18 protein-coding genes are annotated in these 18,520 nt (G+C 32.1%); 8 read left to right on the top strand and 10 right to left on the bottom strand.

Annotated features, from left to right (window positions below):
* Positions 1 to 109 precede the first annotated feature (109 nt).
* Positions 110 to 2,404, top strand: a complete 2,295-nt coding sequence (locus AB1282_RS12075) for an ATP-dependent helicase (protein WP_056473670.1) — start codon at positions 110 to 112, stop codon at positions 2,402 to 2,404.
* A 69-nt stretch (positions 2,405 to 2,473) separates the two neighbouring features.
* On the opposite strand, the gene AB1282_RS12070 is transcribed toward AB1282_RS12075, so the two are convergent.
* Positions 2,474 to 2,680: a hypothetical protein gene (locus AB1282_RS12070; RefSeq protein ID WP_056473669.1), complete on the bottom strand. Its 207-nt coding sequence runs from the start codon at positions 2,678 to 2,680 to the stop codon at positions 2,474 to 2,476.
* A gap of 68 nt (positions 2,681 to 2,748) precedes the next feature.
* The gene (locus AB1282_RS12065) at positions 2,749 to 3,099 is read right to left on the bottom strand and encodes a DUF1360 domain-containing protein (protein ID WP_056474236.1); all 351 of its coding nucleotides are present in this window, start codon (positions 3,097 to 3,099) and stop codon (positions 2,749 to 2,751) included.
* A 293-nt stretch (positions 3,100 to 3,392) separates the two neighbouring features.
* Here AB1282_RS12065 and AB1282_RS12060 point away from each other — a divergent pair, with 293 nt between their 5' ends.
* Positions 3,393 to 3,938 carry a CotY/CotZ family spore coat protein gene (locus AB1282_RS12060; RefSeq protein ID WP_056473666.1) on the top strand — a complete coding sequence of 182 codons (546 nt, stop codon included), beginning with the start codon at positions 3,393 to 3,395 and terminating at the stop codon, positions 3,936 to 3,938.
* A 61-nt stretch (positions 3,939 to 3,999) separates the two neighbouring features.
* Here the strand turns inward: AB1282_RS12060 and AB1282_RS12055 are convergent, their stop codons facing one another.
* Positions 4,000 to 4,506 (bottom strand): CotO family spore coat protein, encoded by a 507-nt coding sequence (locus AB1282_RS12055; RefSeq protein WP_056473665.1) that lies wholly within the window; start codon positions 4,504 to 4,506, stop codon positions 4,000 to 4,002.
* Between the two features lie 242 nt (positions 4,507 to 4,748).
* On the opposite strand from AB1282_RS12055, the gene AB1282_RS12050 reads away from it, so the two are divergent.
* Complete coding sequence (locus tag AB1282_RS12050) at positions 4,749 to 5,222, top strand: hypothetical protein (RefSeq protein WP_056473663.1); 474 nt, start codon at positions 4,749 to 4,751, stop codon at positions 5,220 to 5,222.
* A 379-nt stretch (positions 5,223 to 5,601) separates the two neighbouring features.
* A complete protein-coding gene (locus tag AB1282_RS12045; RefSeq protein WP_056473661.1) occupies positions 5,602 to 6,267 on the top strand; it encodes a hypothetical protein in 666 nt (221 codons plus the stop codon).
* A gap of 595 nt (positions 6,268 to 6,862) precedes the next feature.
* On the opposite strand, the gene fabI is transcribed toward AB1282_RS12045, so the two are convergent.
* Entirely contained in the window at positions 6,863 to 7,633 is a 771-nt protein-coding gene (gene fabI / locus AB1282_RS12040; protein ID WP_056473660.1) for an enoyl-ACP reductase FabI, read from the bottom strand.
* Between the two features lie 379 nt (positions 7,634 to 8,012).
* On the opposite strand from fabI, the gene AB1282_RS12035 reads away from it, so the two are divergent.
* Both AB1282_RS12035 and prpE read left to right on the top strand, forming a co-directional pair.
* Positions 8,013 to 9,173 carry an FtsW/RodA/SpoVE family cell cycle protein gene (locus AB1282_RS12035; protein WP_056473658.1) on the top strand — a complete coding sequence of 387 codons (1,161 nt, stop codon included), beginning with the start codon at positions 8,013 to 8,015 and terminating at the stop codon, positions 9,171 to 9,173.
* A 166-nt stretch (positions 9,174 to 9,339) separates the two neighbouring features.
* Entirely contained in the window at positions 9,340 to 10,098 is a 759-nt protein-coding gene (prpE, locus tag AB1282_RS12030) for a bis(5'-nucleosyl)-tetraphosphatase PrpE (protein WP_056473656.1), read from the top strand.
* 228 nt (positions 10,099 to 10,326) lie between these two features.
* Here the strand turns inward: prpE and AB1282_RS12025 are convergent, their stop codons facing one another.
* Genes AB1282_RS12025 through AB1282_RS12010 form a run of 4 tightly spaced genes read right to left on the bottom strand, consistent with a single transcriptional unit; the run spans position 10,327 to position 13,055 of the window.
* The gene (locus AB1282_RS12025) at positions 10,327 to 11,214 is read right to left on the bottom strand and encodes an RluA family pseudouridine synthase (RefSeq protein ID WP_429899164.1); all 888 of its coding nucleotides are present in this window, start codon (positions 11,212 to 11,214) and stop codon (positions 10,327 to 10,329) included.
* A gap of 14 nt (positions 11,215 to 11,228) precedes the next feature.
* Complete coding sequence (locus tag AB1282_RS12020; RefSeq protein WP_056473654.1) at positions 11,229 to 12,020, bottom strand: NAD kinase; 792 nt, start codon at positions 12,018 to 12,020, stop codon at positions 11,229 to 11,231.
* 15 nt (positions 12,021 to 12,035) lie between these two features.
* Positions 12,036 to 12,659, bottom strand: a complete 624-nt coding sequence (locus AB1282_RS12015; protein WP_056473653.1) for a GTP pyrophosphokinase — start codon at positions 12,657 to 12,659, stop codon at positions 12,036 to 12,038.
* A 15-nt stretch (positions 12,660 to 12,674) separates the two neighbouring features.
* The gene (locus tag AB1282_RS12010) at positions 12,675 to 13,055 is read right to left on the bottom strand and encodes a hypothetical protein (RefSeq protein WP_390311021.1); all 381 of its coding nucleotides are present in this window, start codon (positions 13,053 to 13,055) and stop codon (positions 12,675 to 12,677) included.
* A 135-nt stretch (positions 13,056 to 13,190) separates the two neighbouring features.
* Here AB1282_RS12010 and AB1282_RS12005 point away from each other — a divergent pair, with 135 nt between their 5' ends.
* Entirely contained in the window at positions 13,191 to 13,781 is a 591-nt protein-coding gene (locus tag AB1282_RS12005) for a CYTH domain-containing protein (protein ID WP_429899163.1), read from the top strand.
* Positions 13,782 to 14,171: 390 nt separating this feature from the next.
* A complete protein-coding gene (locus AB1282_RS12000; RefSeq protein ID WP_056473648.1) occupies positions 14,172 to 15,044 on the top strand; it encodes a DsbA family protein in 873 nt (290 codons plus the stop codon).
* Positions 15,045 to 15,319: 275 nt separating this feature from the next.
* On the opposite strand, the gene pepF is transcribed toward AB1282_RS12000, so the two are convergent.
* Both pepF and AB1282_RS11990 read right to left on the bottom strand, forming a co-directional pair.
* Positions 15,320 to 17,140: an oligoendopeptidase F gene (gene pepF / locus AB1282_RS11995; RefSeq protein ID WP_056473646.1), complete on the bottom strand. Its 1,821-nt coding sequence runs from the start codon at positions 17,138 to 17,140 to the stop codon at positions 15,320 to 15,322.
* Positions 17,141 to 17,193: 53 nt separating this feature from the next.
* Positions 17,194 to 18,399: a competence protein CoiA gene (locus AB1282_RS11990; protein ID WP_429899162.1), complete on the bottom strand. Its 1,206-nt coding sequence runs from the start codon at positions 18,397 to 18,399 to the stop codon at positions 17,194 to 17,196.
* Between the last annotated feature and the right edge of the window lie 121 nt (positions 18,400 to 18,520).

The raw sequence follows: 18,520 nt of genomic DNA, 5'->3' as shown, positions 1-18,520 counted from the left end.
TAGTTCTATCCAGATGAAAAGATACTTTTTTCCCATTAAAATTCACTTTTCGTACACAAATCTTTTTGGTAACATAGATGAGTCTGCTTTAATTTTAAGGGGGAAAATAATGAAAATTGCAAACTATCAAAATCAATCAATCTATTTACCAGAATTCCCTCGATCAAGATATGAGGAAATATATCAAGCCAGTATTCGCGGGGAAGTTAAATGTGTTAATTGCCATCAAAAATTAAGCTTCACATTAACTATTTATGATATTCCTCATTTTTATCATATAAACAAAGAGCAAAATCTAGCATGTATAAATCATACCGTAGAGTTGGAGCAAGAAATTGTTGCTAGATTTGAACATAATAATTCTACTACCGAAAATACTAACGATCGTATTATTAAACTACCTACTAAGCGTTCGATTTCAAATACAGCTACAATCGAAAAAATAGATGAAAATCAATTTATTAACAGACTACCTTTTTACAATATTCCACCATATAAAAAAAATGAACAAAAAACGGATGAATTTGTAATCAATCAAATTTCATTAGATTCACAACAATGGAATGCTGTTACACATATCGGTTCGCCATTACTTGTACTTGCTGGAGCCGGAAGTGGTAAAACACGAGTCATTACAACACGAGCAATGCACTTAATGAATAGCGGTATACTCCCGCATGAAATGATGCTCGTAACATTCACGTCAAAAGCATCTGCAGAAATGAAAGAACGAATGAAAGGTCTAGGTTACCCTATTCAACAAATGGAAATCGGTACCTTTCATAGTATTTTCTATAAAATGCTTTTACGGTTTGATCGAGCAAAATGGGATTCAAGTCGATTAATTAAATCGGATTTTCAAAAGGAGATCATGTTAAAGCAAATTGGTCGACGACTTGAAATTGATGAAAAATCATTTGCATACGACCAAGCTATTCAACAAATCGGCTTATGGAAGAACTCTTGTGTTTATCCACATGAGATTAGATCAAAAGATGCTTGGGAAGAACAAGTTACTTCTCTTTATGAAGGCTATGAATCATTAAAAAAGCAAAACGGTCAATTTGATTTTGACGATATGTTACTCGGTTGCTTTGAAATGTTAAATGAAAATAATGAATTACTTTTACATTATCAAAATCGATTTAAATGTTTATTAGTGGATGAGTTTCAAGATATTAATAAAATCCAATTCAATATTCTAAAAATCCTATTTCAACATACAGAAAACATTACAGCTGTTGGTGATGATGATCAGTCAATATATGCGTTTAGAGGAAGTGACCCTAGGTTTATCTTAGACTTTAAAGAACATTTCCAAGGATCTAAAATTTATCATTTAAGTGAAAATTATCGTTCCACCCACGGGATTGTATCATTAGCAAACGAAGTTATTAAGCCTAATAAAAACCGCTTTGTCAAATCAATGCATGCTCAATATGACTACGATCAAGTACCTTCTTTCTTCTTTCCATACGATGAAGAAGAAGAAGCAACGATGATTATTAATGATATGAAAGAAAAAATTAATAACGGTGCAAATCCAGGACAATTTGCAATTTTGTATCGCACTAATACTGCATCAAGGGCTGTTTTTGAACGATTAATTGGAACAAGCTTACCGTTTACAATCGATCAAGATGGTGACTCATTTTATGATCGACCGATTATTCGAAAAATGATCTCTTTCCTACTATTAATAGGAGATGAGGATCACCAAGCAGCATTGAAGGAAATATTACCTGTCTTTTTTCTAAAACAACAAGCATTTCAAGATGCGAAAATGAATAGTGTTATGCAAAATCTATCTTTCTTAGAGGCATTCACTACTATTAAAAGTGCAGCACCATTTCAAATTAAAAAAATTGAAAACCTTATAAAGATTTTACGTTATTTAAAACATGCATCTCCTTTAGATGCAATTGAGCGAATTGAAGAAAGTCCAGCATTTATGGACTATATTAAAAAACGTGGAAATGAGTCTAATAAAATCGAACGACCTTCTGATGATTTAAGAGATTTAAAAGTCGTAAGCAAAAATTTCAAATCAATTAGAGAGTTTGTTGATCACGCATTTCATATCTCTGCTAAATTTAAAGAATATAAGCAGAAAAAAAATCAGTCATCACAAGGTAATATTTCGCTTTTAACAGCTCACCGTTCAAAGGGATTAGAGTATGATTATGTTTATATTCTAGGTGTTGTAGACGGCGGATTCCCTCATGATTATGCTTTAGAATCTTTAAAAAATGGCAACTCAGATCAACTAGAAGAAGAACGTCGCCTTCTTTATGTGGCATGTACAAGAGCTAGAAAGCTATTATACTTATCGATTCTTCAAAAAAGAAGAGGGAAAAAAGCTAATTCATCAAGATTAATTCGACGTTTTATTAATAAAAAATAATATTGCCAACTATCATAAATAAGTACAAAAAATTAAGGTGAGCAAAATATGCTCACCTATTTTTATGGATTATCGTCTAGTTGTTCTACTGCCACAGCCACAACCTGATTTTTTCACATAGCCGGCCGGAGCGCCTTGGTAATATGGGTTATAGTTCGCTTGATTCATTTGTTGTTGCATTTGTTGTTGTTGCATTATTTGTTGTTGCATTTGGTACTGTTGTTGTTGTTGTTGCCATTGATAAGGAGTCATTTGACCTTGACCTTGATTATACATATCTTCCCTCCTATATAAGTCTATTCATAATAGTATATGAAAGGAATTTTCAATCGTTCTACCTAAAATTACGAATTCAGTCTATTAACAATCGTTTCTATTACGCCTGCTGCCCCTGCAATAGCTAATAAAATGATGATGAACTCTCCCACATGTGGGAAGAACACATATATTAATAGTAAAAACGCTGTACACCAAATTCCACTACACCAAGTACAACTTAATAACTCACCAAAAAAGTATTGAATTCCACTTCCTTTAATCTTTGTATAAGTAACTGGCATCCCATTTTCTTCAAGAGTTATTTCATCAATAAAAGGTCTTCTTAGAAAAGCTGTTATTTTATCGTGAACAACTAAACGAGTCAATCGAAAGCTTGCCAAAATTAAGATGAATAGCAACAACCAACTTATATCCATGTTAAGTACGAAGGACATGGGATATGGATGCAAGGGGTAAATAATCTCACTTCCTTACCCTACGTTTATGCTCCTCTAATCCCTTCCAACCCTTCTCCTCCCCTTCTCTTTTTTACTCTCCCTATTCCCCTTTTACAGATCTAATCTCTTCTTTGTCCTTCTAGCTTTAACTGTACTACTCTGCTCCTAAGCCCATTTATCTAAAAAAGCAATAATCTTCAGTAACCGTTTTTCGCCTGCTTAATATCATAGTTAATGTAATATCCATCTAAAAGTGATAAGGAGTGAAAAAGATGAGTTGCAAAGACAACCACGACAAAAAAAGAAACCACTGTGTATGTGACGTTGTAAAATTCATAAACGATCTACAAGATTGCGCAACACACACTTGCCCAACAGGTTGTGACGTTCCATTCTTAGGTGCTAACCCTAATGTCCCTCTTGCAAATACTCGCCCTTTCCTATTGTATTTAGCAAACGGTGAATTATTTAGAGTACCAGCATTTAATAATAATATGATGGCAGTTATGGCTCAACAAGCTAATAATCAAAATCAAGACGGCAATCAAAACCAAAACAAAAACGCTCAAGTCAACAATTGCCAAGATACAGTTGTTTTCCGTGTTGAAAGTGTAGATGAAGATTGCTGTGCAGTATTAAGAGCACTAGTTCCAGTTAAACAAAACCAAGGCGGCGGAAACAAAAATCAAAATCAAAATACTTTCTGCGAATTAGTAGAATCTGACATGTTTGTTGCTTCAAACACTTGTGTAACTGTTGACTTAGATTGCTTCTGTGCAATCCAATGCTTACGTGACGTACACGTTTCAAATCTGTAAGTTTAATGTAAACTAAAAAACTATGGGTGGTAGATCATGTATCTACCACCTTTTTAACGCCTTAAATACCTACCATTTGAATACTTACAATACTTTGAATATCCAATTCGATATCATTTATTTTTGAAGAAACCTTAATTGAAACCTTTCCTTCGTTGTAACCCATAATATAGCCAATAAATAAATCTTTTTCTGTTCGAATTCGGCACTCAACCTTTGGAATATAATGAGGCTTATTAATCATAAATAAAACTTTTTCTTCATTCGTCATAGCTTTAAATGGTTTTTTCATCCAAGCATTGTCTGCTTCGACTTGTTCTTCTTGCTGTTCTTCTTGCTGCTCTTCTTGTTCATCTAAATTCACAACAACTTCTAATTCCTCTACTTCTTCTAGTTCTTCAACTTCTTCGTATTTAGGAGCTACATATTTTTTATCCTTTTGTTTTTGATCCTGATTATTTACTTTGACCACATAAGAGTGTTGTACGTTCAACTTGGCTTCTTGAAAATCCGGCTGCGCAATATATAATAATGGCTTTACACCTTCTTTAGACTCTTTTCTTGCCATTGTTGTTCCTCCCTCGTAAGTGTGCTCTCATAAATTATATGAACAGACAATATTTATCATGTTACTTTTTTCTCAAACAAGTAACCTACAAATTTGATAGAAATACGAAATATTTGCCTATCAACACTTGACTAATTTTATACATATTCATATAAATTGGACAAATATCCTAGTACAAACAATTGACAGGGCACATATAAATACATTGTAACCGCACAGAAAAAACAAGGAGCGATGAAAAAGTGAATAAAGAGTTATTCTCAGTATTCGTAGGTAAAGGAGTTAGAATTGGTCGAGGAGGTCATGAATCTAAAGAAGGTTTATTAATTGGTGCATTTGGAACACATATTGCTCTTTTTACAGAGGCTGAAGGTGTAATCTACTTCCCTTATACTCATATTAAAAGCGTAACTTCATTTGCTAAAGGTAAATTATCTTTTGATGAAATGTACAATACGATTGAATTATTACCAAACGAGAGTTTTGTAGACTTATTAAATTCTCAAGTTAGACAATGGGTAAAAATTAATCGCGGTGGCCACGACAAAGTTGAAGGCATTCTTCTTGATGCAAACCATGATTATGTAGAAATTTCTTTTAACGATGAACTAGTGTATATTGCTACTTATCATGTAAAAAGTGTAAGTTTCGGAGAAAAATTTGAAGTTTACGAAAGAAGTAATACGACAAGCCAAACATTAAGAAGAAGAAAATAATGTTTAGAAAGGTCGTTTTATGAAATAAAACGACCCTTTTTTATAAAACTTTGACCCTCGATGCCATTCTAATTATGTAAAACCATTATAAAGTAATTTGAAACTATACTTAATTTTGAGTGGTAATCAATAGATCATTGGAAGTATGCTGTTATGAAATAACTGATCCATCTATAAAATTTTCAAACTTAATAATCTTTTTTCATTCATATAAGACAGGCACTATCTACCTTGCCAACCTTTAGATGAAATGATTGATTTTATTTAGACAAACTATCATCCTAATTGATATGTCCATATTAATAAAATTGAAAATCCTTTTTCAGAAATGAACATGTCTGAATAATAATGATTTATCTTTTTAAGAAAGGAGAAAATCATGGCAAGTTTCAAAAATTTTCTCAACAAACAAGTTACAATTGAAATATCTGGTAACAGTAATGTTGATGGAATCTTAATTGAAGTTGGAAATGATTTATTAGTTGTTTTCAATGGTGAAAATTTCCTTTATATTCCACTACTTCATATTCATAATCTTAGTGAAAGTACACTCGAAGAATCCTTTGGTGTTGTCCCTTCCCTACAAGAATTAGAACACGAAAAAGATGAGTTATCTTTACGTAAAGTATTAACTGCTGCCAAAGGGATTTTTGTAGAAATTAATCTCTCAAATAATCGTTCTTTTCATGGCTTTATTACAACCATCATGAATAATTACTTCGTATTCTATTCACCGATTTATAAAATCATGTATATATCCCTACAGCATTTAAAGTGGTTAACCCCGTATCTCACTGAAAAAACCCCTTATATGTTAAGTCATAATTTATTACCTGTTAATCCTTCTAATATCCCTTTAGCACGCACGTTAGACGTTCAATTAAATAAGTTGATTGGTGAATTAGTCGTAATGAACAGTGGAGAAAATTACGAATATATAGGTAAGTTGAGTTCCATTGACTCAAATTTCATAGAGTTGACTACATCTAGAGGAGAAAGCAAATTAGTAGGTCTTCGTCACTTAAAATCAATTTTTATTCCGTAAGAATTAATTAAAATTAAAATGCCACATTTAAAATAGATAAGTGCCTATTTATGACCATCATAAGAAGGCACTTTTTTTATTTGACTAATATGTCAGGTTAATTTCCCTAACCGAATGTTTACCTATATAAGGAAAAGGAAGGACGCTTTTTTCCACTGCATGATGTACGCTTTAAATAGGAGCATGAGCTGAGCTATTTCGTTCCAAAGGGATCTTTAGCCTTCCCTCATCTCCAATTTGAGATGAGCAACATCCGTTCTAATCTGATGAGTTAGTTACTTTCTGCTTCTCGCTGTTGTACTTACTCATGAACACCTTATGAGTATGTTATTTTCGTCTTCTCGCTCTCTTACTTACTCATGAACACCTTATGAGTATGTTATTTTCGTCTTCTCGCTCTCTTACTTACTCATGAACACTTATGAGTATGTTATTTTCGTCTTCTCGCTCTCTTACTTACTCATGAACACCTTATGAGTATGTTATTTTCGTCTTCTCGCTCTCTTACTTACTCAAGAACCTTAGTTAAAGTATGTTCATTAAAAACACGAAAAAAAATAGAAGCCATTAAAGACTTCTATTTTTCTTGCTCTTCTTATCCCATTATATGGTATCCAGAATCAACATGAATGTTTTCTCCAGTAATACCTCTTGCTAAGTCACTAAATAAGAATAAGGCAGAATCTCCTACTTCTTCTTGTGTTACGTTTCTACGTAATGGAGCTTTTTCTTCGATCTCTTTTAAGATTGTATTAAAGTCGCCAACACCTTTTGCAGAAAGCGTACGGATTGGCCCTGCAGAGATTGAGTTTACGCGAATATTGTCTTTCCCTAAATCGTTTGCTAAATAGCGTACAGAAGCTTCTAGAGCTGCTTTAGATACACCCATTAGGTTATAGTTTTGCATTACACGCTCTCCACCTAAGTATGTTAGCGTAACAATGCTTCCACCTTCAACCATTAATGGTTTTGCTTCACGAGCTACTCCTACTAAAGAGTAAGCACTAATGTTTTGTGATAGTAAGTACCCATCACGGCTTGTGTCTACAAAATCACCTTTTAAATCTTCTTTATTAGCAAAAGCGATACAGTGTGCTACACCATGAATTTTGCCTACTTGCTCTTTAATTGATGCAAAACATTTTGCTAAATCCTCATCACTAGTTACATCACATTGAACTAAAAGATTGTTTGGATTTTCTAATGAGTCAGATAATTCACGAACACCTTTTTCTAATCTTTCAGTTGCGTATGTAAAAATTAAATTTGCTCCCGCGCTATGTAATGATTGTGCAATACCCCAAGCGATACTACGGAAGTTTGCAACACCCATAACAACAAAAGTTTTGCCTTGCAATGAAATCATATTATTCATCTCCTTTATTATTAGTTATTAGTACTAGATACTAAAATAGTAGCACAAATACGATGAATTGAAAATAGTAAAGTTATATCTAGCTTTATCCACATAAAGAAAACTCGTCGACTGACGAGCCTTTTAGGCGAAGTCAGAGGCGTAGTTGCACTTATACTTTGTTCCTAGAATTGGCTACCACGTCGAGTACTATTCCTAGCTGCCGATTTATATTTTAAAGTGAAAAATATAAATATAATAGTTTATTTAAAAAGAGTTTATAGTTTTGAATTCCTTTAAGGACGAAAATAAATTATAATGATGATTGTCGTACATTAAATGTGCCTATTTAAAAGCATACTAATAATACTTATTATAGAGAGGTGAGGACATGAAGGAAGACCGTACATCTCCCTTTCAAATTGATTTCAAATTACTTTTTATCCTTTTTTGTATTGCCGCTGTAAGTTACCTTGCAATTACTAGTGCAATGCCAAGCCTTCCTGCAAATCTAAGAAACATCAATTTCGCTGGACAACAAATTAAATGGTATATCATTGGACTTGTTGGTATTGCTTTAATTATGATTATTGATTTTGATCGATATAAAAATGTTATTTGGTATATGTATGGAATTGGACTACTCCTGCTACTTGGATTAGAACTGCATATCCCAGGTGCTAAAACTATCAAAGGTGCAACGGCGTGGTACACATTACCTGGTATCGGTAACTTCCAACCATCTGAATTAATGAAAATTTTTATGATCATTATTTTAGGAACGATTATTTCAAGACATAATGAAACGTACGCTGTTCGTGGAAAAAGAGAAGATATTTTACTATTAGGTAAAATATTCGGTATTTCATTACCTCCTTTACTACTAATTGCGAAAGAGCCTGACTTAGGAAATACAATGGTTATGTGCGCAATTATCGCAACAATGATTTTAGTTTCTGGAATTCGTTGGCGCTATATTCTTGGACTAGTTGTATTAACGATTTGTCTTGGTGCTTTCATGGTTTATCTATACTTTTATCATTTTGAATTTTTCACTTCGCATATACTTGAGGAATACCAGTTAAATCGTTTTTACGGTTGGTTAGCACCGTATGAATATCCTTCTCAAGGATATCAGCTTACTCAAGCATTAATGGCAGCTGGTTCTGGTTTACTTACTGGTAAAGGGTTCCATCACGGTGAAGCATACTTCCCTGAACCACATACAGATTTTATTTTCACAGTAATCTGTGAACAATACGGGTTCATAGGAGCAAGTATAGTAATTTCATTATTCTTCTTATTAATTTATCGCATGATTCATATTGCTTTAGAAAGTAACGACAAATTTGGTAGTTATCTTTGTGCTGGTGTAGTCGGAATGTTTACTTTCCAGATTTTCCAAAATATTGGTATGACGATTGGTCTACTACCGATTACAGGGATTACTCTACCATTCGTAAGTTACGGAGGAAGTTCTCTAGCAACTAACCTACTTGCAATTGGATTCATCCTTAATGTAAGATCTAGAACAAATAAATATATGTTCTGATAGAGTAGAGAAACAAAAAAGACAGGGGTAAAGATCTAATGAAGATCTTTACCCCTTCTTTTTTTATTTAGCAATATCGCTACTTGGAAAGTTCTTTGACGCTGCTTTTTTTGGGGCATACTACGAATATTACTTGTTGAAATAACAGACTAAAAGGATTGATAGAATGAAATACGATATTATAGGTGATATTCATGGTTGTTATAATGAATTTGTTGAATTAACTAAAAAACTTGGTTATTCGTGGGAGAATAATATTCCTGTTCACCCTGAAAATCGAAAGTTAGTTTTTGTTGGTGATTTAACGGATCGAGGACCTAATTCGCTTGCAGTAATAAAAGTAGTATATGAACTTGTGATGAAGCATAAGAAAGCACATTATTCACCAGGGAATCATTGTAATAAACTTTATCGTTATTTTCTTGGTCGCAACGTAAAAATTCAACATGGACTTGAAACAACAGTTGCTGAATTAGAGTCAGTTAGTGATAAGGAGAGGAGCCATTATCAAACATCGTTTATAAAACTTTATGAAGGTTCTCCACTTTATAATGTTTTATACAATGGAAAATTAGTTGTTAGTCATGCTGGTATACGTGAGGACATGATTGGTAAGCATTCAAATAATGTTAAAACATTCGTTTTATATGGAGATATTAACGGTGAAGTGCTTCCAAATGGAATGCCCGTAAGAAAAGATTGGGCTAAAGAGTATAAAGGTAAAGCATTAATTGTATATGGTCATACTCCTATTAAGGAACCAAGAGAATTAAATAATACAATTAATATTGATACTGGCGCTGTCTTTGGTGGTAAACTAACAGCATTTTCGTATCCAGAACGTACATATACTCAAGTACAATCTTCAATGCCATACATTGAAGAAAAATTTAGTTTTTACGAAGAAAAAGAAAGCAGAGTTTAGGAAAGTCATGCTGACCCTTTAATAGAATATTTTAGCTTAAATAGATACAAAAAAAGTAGGTTTCTAATCGGAACCTACTTTTTTGCTGATAATGTAAGCGCTCACTTATCAGCTTAATATATTAGTCTCTTCCATCCCCATGGAGAAACACTACATACTAAAAATAATCTATATTTCATAAATTGTCAATAATTTATACAAAATTTAGACAAATTTATTACTTGACATTCACGATTCCAATAAGCTCTTTAAATCAACAGGTAAAGCGATTTCAAAGTTTTTTTCCGTATGATCAATCGGATGAATAAATGACAATTGATAACTATGTAACGCCTGTCTTTTTAATAGATCAGTATTCCCTCCATATAAGTCATCCCCGACTAATGGATGTCCAATCGAAGCCATATGTACGCGGATTTGATGTGTTCGACCTGTTTCCAATTCTAATTCAACAACTGAGCTGTCTCTATTTACGAGAAGGACATTAAAATGTGTGATTGCTTCTTGCCCCTCTTCAGAAACAATTCTCTCGATAATACTATCACTTTTCCTAGCAATCTTTGCTCGTATTACCCCTTCTGTATCATTCATTTGTCCATGAACAATTGCTAAATATTTTCTTTGTACATTTTTTAATTCATTTTTCGAAAACAAAAAATGAATATAACGATTTTTAGCAATTAACATTAATCCCGAAGTATCTTTATCTAATCGAGTTACAATATGAATGGTAGATTGGAGCCCAATTGTTTGATAATAAAATAATAATCCATTTGCAAGGGTTCCACTAGGATGCTCTCTAGAAGGTATACTTGGTATTCCAAAAGGTTTATTTATGACTAATACAGCGTCATCTTCATAAACAATTTCAAAAGGAATATCTTCAGCTATAAGTTCCTCACTTGGTTTCTCGATTGGAAAATAGATCTGTACAAGATCTAATTCTTTTAAAATTGTACGGACAGTTTTTTCCTCACCGTTTACGGTAATTTTTCCACCTTGAAATTTTATATCTGTGAGAGCACGTTTAGAGAGCTCCTTTAATTTAAGAAACTCTCTAAGTAAAATTCCATTATGCTCTTTTTTTACTTCCCATGATAAATTAAATCGCTTCATATTCTTCACCATTTTTATTTAACAAAAGAATCAACGACACGCTTCCAAAATGGAAAAGGTCTAAAACGTGCAAAACGGACTTTTTCATGAGCTACTCGACATTGAATCGATTTAACATCTTGATGCACTATTGTTTTATGATCTAATGTAATTTGAAAATTTGCGTTTCTTACAGGCTTCAGTAAGCATGTATGATGTTTCGGTAAAACAAGAGGTGAACCAATTGTACGAAAAACTCGATTATTAATTGATGCCATCTCAGCAATTTGAATCGCTTCAATTGATGGATGAATAATTGCTCCACCAAGTGCTTTATTATACGCTGTACTACCTGAAGGTGTAGAAATACAAAGACCGTCACCTCTAAATGTCTCAAAATGCTGACCTTTTATTTCAACATCAATCACTAATGTACCTTCAAGACCTTTTATCGTACATTCATTTAAAGCTAATGTTTGCATTTCTTTTCTTCCATCCTTATAACGGATGATCACTTCCAATAAAGGATATTCAACTACTTGAAATGGAGTCTTCGCAATTGCAATAACAAGCTTTTCTACCTCACTTGGTACCCAATCTGCGTAAAACCCTAAATGCCCAGTATGAACCCCTACGAAAGAAACTTTATCGAGAAGATGAGTGTAATGATGAAAAGCATGAAGTAAAGTCCCATCGCCACCTACAGATATGACGATTTCAGGCTCTTCTTCATCAAATTTAAAATTAAAACTCTCTAAATAATCTCTCATTCGTTTCATCAGTTCATTGGACTCTTGATCGCCCTTAGACATAATTACGAATTTCATTTTCTCGTCCTTTCCTTACTGGTCGTTTTTTTTCGAAAACTCTGCTTGCGCCTCTTGAATTTCTCCTCTAATAAGAGACATTTCTTCATCTAATAGAAACGCTGCTTCAGCCGCTCTTTGTAATCGTTCATGAATATTTTCAGGGTATTTCCCTTTGTACTTATAATTTAAAGAATGCTCTATTGTTGCCCAAAAATTCATCGCAAGTGTTCTTATTTGAATTTCAACTAAAACTTTTCGTTCACCTTCAATTGTTTGAACTGGATATTCAACAACTACATGATAAGAACGATATCCACTATCCTTTTTATTTGTAATATAATCACGCTCTTCTACAATTGTAAAATCTTTCCGTTTGCGAAGAAGCTCAACTACATTTTTAATATCTTCTACAAATTGGCACATCATTCTCAGACCGGCAATATCCTGTAATTCAGTTTCTAAATTCGCTAATGGAATACCTTTTCTAATCGTCTTATTAACAATGCTATGAATAGGCTTAACTCTCCCAGTTACAAACTCAATTGGGGAATGCTGATTAGTTTCTTCAAACTGTTTTCTAATCCCTTTTAACTTTACTTTCAATTCACTTACTGCTTGTTCATAAGGTGCTAAAAAACTTTCCCATTGACCATTCATCCAATCACCACCAACTTACTTCTCTTCTAAAAATGCGCTTTGAACTTGCTTAACAAATTCTTCTCCATAGTTAAAATTCCCTTCAACATTTTGGATTAAATAAGTTAACTCATCATTCCAATTATTTAGTGAAAGACTCTTTTCACCGACCTTTAAAAATACGTTTAACTTTTGATCATTTGCTTTTTTCAAGTCCGACCAATACTCAGAAGGAACTGTAACATATACAAATTCTTCATTTTCTTCTAATATATACAATAGTGAACTTTGATCTGAGTCTGCAATCATTGTTCCTACTTCATGACACTGTTCTAAATTCATTTTTGTATCGTCGATTAATAAAAATAAACCATCTTCATTTATATTTATTCCATTTATTTCAAGCATTTTTCTCATCACTGAAACCTCAACCTTTTTAATGTATGTATTTTATTTAATTTTGACCATTTCTATTGTAACATATCAAATAGAAAATAGACGACGACTAGCACATTCAATAACAAAAATAATACTAAATAGAAGGAGTTAATTATGGCTAAAGAAATTGAAATTGAATTTAAGAACTTATTAACAAAAGAGGAATTTGAACAGCTAAAATCCTATTTCCAAATTAACGAGTCGAGTTTCCAATCACAAACTAATTATTATTTTGAGACACCTGATTTTGCAATTAAAGAACATGGTGGAGCGTTAAGAATCCGCAAAAAGTCCCTAACTTCATTTACATTAACTTTAAAAATAAAACAAGCAGTCGGACATTTAGAAATTAATCAAAAAATTAGTGAAACTGAAGCATCAGCAATGCTAAAAACATACGTTCTTCCAGAAGGAGAAGTAAAAGAATATATTAACGAAGTAAAATTAAACTTAAATTCCCTAGTATTAATAGGTGACTTAACAACAAACAGAGCAGAATTTCCATACGAAAACGGACTATTAGTTTTAGACCACAGTACATATTTAAATCATGAGGATTTTGAGTTAGAATTCGAAGTTTCGGATGAAAACATTGGTAAACAACAGTTTATCAATCTGTTAAAAAATCTTCAAATTCCTAGGCGTAAAACATTAAATAAAATTAGACGCTTTTTTAATGTAAAACAAGGAAATCAGACTAACTGACATCTGAGTACCATTTTAATTTAAATAGCACAACGTAATTAGTTACTTTTAAACGTCGAAAAAACCAAAAGGGTATATATCGGCGTTTTTTTAGTATGAGCAATTTAGAAAAACTCCTTACTTGTAAACCAGACTACATTTTTAGTTTTTAATATCCATTTCAGTAATTGATTTTGAAATCAATCAGGCTTTTGGGACTGCCCCATTTTACCACCTTACTTAAATGAATTAAGGAAATATTAATAGATTAATGAAAAATAGTGCATCATATTTGAAATATTAACTATCCGTTGCTACAATACCATTAGAGAACAAACGTGTTATATCTTACAAATTAATTTTCAAGTCTGTTATAGTACGGACGAATGAATTGCATTAAGGGTGAAATATATGAATGACAAACAATATAAAAATGAATCAATCACGCTTCCCGAGCAGAATTGTACAAAAAAATCGATTGAATTGTATGTATTCATAGATCCACTTTGTAGAAATTGTTGGGATTTTAGTACAATTTTAAAAAAGTTTCACTTAGAATATGGTCAATATTTTTCATCTACTTATATTCCAGTTAATCGATATTACACTACTAAAAAACTATTAGAAAAACGACCTTCACAGCTTGCATTCGTGTGGGAGAAGACAGCTAGCAGATCGGATATCCTTTGCGACGATCACTTATGGATTGATAATAAAGAACTTTACCCATACTACTCTGCAATTGCATTAAAAGCAGCTGAGCTTCAAGGTAGAGTAGCTGGCGTTAGCTACTTAAAGAAGTTACAAGAATATTATTTCTTGAAGGATTTAGACATTACAGATCAAGATGTTCTTATCGAATGTGCTAAAGATATAAATATTGATGTAAAAGAGTTTATGGAAGATTTACACAGTACACACTCTATTAAAGCTTTGCAATGTGATATTAAAGTTACGAAAGAAATGCATGTAACTGAAATTCCAAGCGTTGTATTTTTTAATGAAAATATTGAAGAAGAAGGCTTGAAAGTTTCTGGTTTTGAAAGCTATCAGACTTATGTAAAAATATTAGAACTAATGACTAATAAAAAGTTAGAAAAACGAGAACTACCTGATTTAGCTGAATTTATTAAATTTCAACCATTTGTTACGATTAAAGAACTATGTATGATTTACGAACAATCCACTCAATGTATGGAGTTAGAATTAAAAAAATTAATCCTACGTAGAAAAGTTAAGAAAATTGTCCAAAAAGATCAAATTTATTATCAGTATGTTGTTTAAGAAATAAAAAAAAGACCTAGCTTTCGCTAGGTCATTTTTTTGATGTAATATTTTACATCAAGGGGATGGGAGAAATTTTCACGTTCAACAAAGGGGTATTTGTGTTTGTGAAGTAATTCACACCCTTATAATACAATTTATTTTAGAGTTTGGCAACCATTTGAGAAATATTTCACATTTTAGACACAAAATAGTAGGTATAAAGATATAGAAAAAGTTAGGTTAAAAAAACAAACACATATAGGTTTGATGCTACATGTGTTTGTTTAAGTAAGTTATTTGTTAAATAGAAGTTCTTCCATTTCGTTTAACATTTCTTCAAATACTTTCAATGCTTCTACGATGGGTTGTGAAGAAGTCATATCAACGCCAGCTTTTTTCAATACTTCAATTGGATAATCCGAGCTTCCTGCTTTTAAGAAGCCAAGGTATCTCTCAACTGCTGGTTCGCCTTCTTCTAGAATTTGTTTTGAGAGTGCTGTCGCTGCACTGAATCCTGTTGCATATTGGTAAACATAGTAATTGTAATAGAAATGCGGAATTCTACTCCACTCTAAACCAATTAACTCATCGATTACAATCTCGTCACCAAAATATTTTTTATTAAGCTCGTAATATGTTTTTGTTAATAGATCTGGTGTTAATGCCTCACCATTTTGAGCTAATACGTGGATTTGATGTTCAAACTCTGCAAACATCGTTTGACGGAATACAGTTCCTCTAAAAGTCTCTAAATAGTGGTTTAGTAAATAAAGTCTTTGTTTAGGATCTTCCGTATTTTTTAGTAAATAATCATTTAAAATAGCTTCATTACAAGTAGAAGCAACTTCAGCTACGAAGATTGAGTAATCACCGTAAACATAAGGTTGATTTTTACGAGTATGATAACTATGCACTGAATGACCAAATTCATGTGCTAATGTAAATAAATTATTTACATTGTCCTGCCAGTTCATTAAGATATATGGGTTCGTACCATACGCACCAGAAGAGTATGCTCCGCTTCGTTTTCCTTTGTTTTCTACAACATCTACCCAACGGCTTTCATATGCCTCTTTTAGAATTTCAACATATTCATCACCTAATGGTTTTAATGCCTTTAATAAAATTTCTTTTGCTTCATCATACTTAACTTCCATTTTTACTTCTTCTACCAATGGAGTAAATAAGTCATACATATGAATTTCATCAAGCTTTAACGCTTTTTTACGAATAGCAATATAACGATGTAATAAATTTAAATGCTCATTTACTGTAGACACTAATTGATCATAAACAACTTCAGGAATTTCGTTATTACTTAATGCTGCATGACGAGCATTATCATATTTTCTAACTTTTGCTTTGAAATTATCTTTCTTTACAGCACCACTTAAAGTACTTGCAAAAGTATTTTTATACGCATCATACGTATGATAAACCGCTTCAAAAGCTTCTTTACGAACGCGACGATCTGCACTTTCTAAATAATGAATATAACGGCCATGTGTGATTTCTACTTCTTCACCATTCTCGTCTTCAATCGTCGGGAATTTTAAATCCGCATTATTTAACATTCCAAACGTATTGCTAGAAGAAGATAACACTTCAGATGCTTGTGCCATAATTTCCTCTTCAGCTGCTGAAAGAACATGTGGTTTTTGCTTTAAAATTTCTTCTAAAGAGTGCTCGTACAATTTCAGTTCATCATTTTCTTTAATAAACTTTTTCAATGTATCTTCTGAAATTGTTAATAATTCAGGCACGAAGTATGACATTGCACTTCCAGCCTTAGTGTATAGATTTTTCGCACGATCATCTAAAGCTTGGTATGTAGAATTTGTTGTGTCTTGATCGTAACGCATATGAGAGTATGTATACAATTTACCTAATAAAAACGAAATTTCATCCTGTTTTTTTAATGCATTTAAAAGTGTTTGTGATGACTCACCTAATTTACCTTTAAACTCTGAAAACGATGGGATTAATTCAAGTACTTTTTTATACTCTGCTTCCCATTTTGCATCTGTTTCATAAATATCTTCCAACTTCCAAGTTAATTCTTCTTGAACTTCACTTCTAGTTGGTAATTTTTTAACAGCTTTTTGTTCTAGCATGTCTGATCCCCCTAAAATTATTATTAGTATTAATAACATTCCAGCGTCTGATATTAATAATCATTTGAATCAGTTCTTGCATTAAACAACAAATCAAATGCTGTATTAGCGCTCAGACAGTCTTCATCCAATGCTTGTTGGAATGATGTTGGAATAATAGCATTAGCTATCTTCATTATTTTACCATTTTTAATACGTTTTACGATTCTAATTTTTACTAAAAAGTCAATATACTTTTCTACACATTTCTCCAAATTATCAATTTCATTATCTTGAAATTGATTAACTCTCCAATTACCATACTGTACTTCCATTTTTACAGACTGAATTATTTTATCAGTAAAGATTAGTTGTCCAATTTCTACTTCATGAAAAAATTTAAAATATATTTGCCCCTGCCAAAAGATACAATGTTCTTTAATTATGCAGTTACTTTCTAAAGGAACCCCAATTACCGCGGGAAAATAATTCATATTTGCATTGTATAAATACTGTTTAAAAATCTTTAAATTACCTTTAGTATGCAAATGTTGATATAGTCTAAAATCCTTTTTTAAACGATTCCATTTAGAGACAAATACCTTTTTATCAATTCTATTTGGAGATAAAAATTCCTTAAGACTGAAATTATTGATTGGAATTACATTCTTTTGACCAATATATTGGACTGGAGAAAATGCTATTAATGAGGAAAGCACTATAAATGATTGTAATGTAGGATTATAGAAGAGAAGTGAAAAAACGTTAATTCTAACAAGTGAATAAATAGAAAGGGAATTAATATAGAAAGATGACCATCTTTTTTGATTTAATAGTTTGTCATGTAAGATCCACAAAACTTTCATTCCACTATCTTTAAAAGAGTTTGTTCTCTTTATCATTATTTCTAAAGGAATAACCGAACATTGATATTCAACACATATTTGATCAGTATTTAATCTAATTAATAAATCAGGTCTTTGATTTAATTCAGGTATATATTTTTCTACCTCAACATTTACATTAAACCTTTTAAAAAATTGGTACAAGGCAAACTTCCCTTTATAATGGTCAATACTCTCTTTTTTTTCATTTTCACATTCAGACAAATCTATATGTGCAAAATGAGTTACCTTCTTTACTCCAATTTTAAGCCTCACTTGCTTTTTACAAATTGGGCAAAAATATGGTCCGTTTTGCTTTAATCTTAATAATTCCTCTGTCTTTTTAACTTCAAATAAATTAATAGTATGCTCTGCTGTATTTAATGCGACGATCATATTTCACTACCTCCTTTCCAAATAACTTCACTATCCTTTTCGTATTTTCCTTCAAAAAAATTAAAAACGATTTTTCAAATAAAAAACCTACCAAATATTGAATTTCTATTCGGTAGGCTTT

The sequence above is a fragment of the Gottfriedia sp. S16(2024) genome, from assembly GCF_050473765.1.
Taxonomy (GTDB): Bacteria; Bacillota; Bacilli; order Bacillales; family Bacillaceae_G; genus Gottfriedia.
The sequence above is the reverse complement of the archived record's forward strand: the minus strand, read 5'-3'. Positions and strand labels throughout refer to the sequence as shown.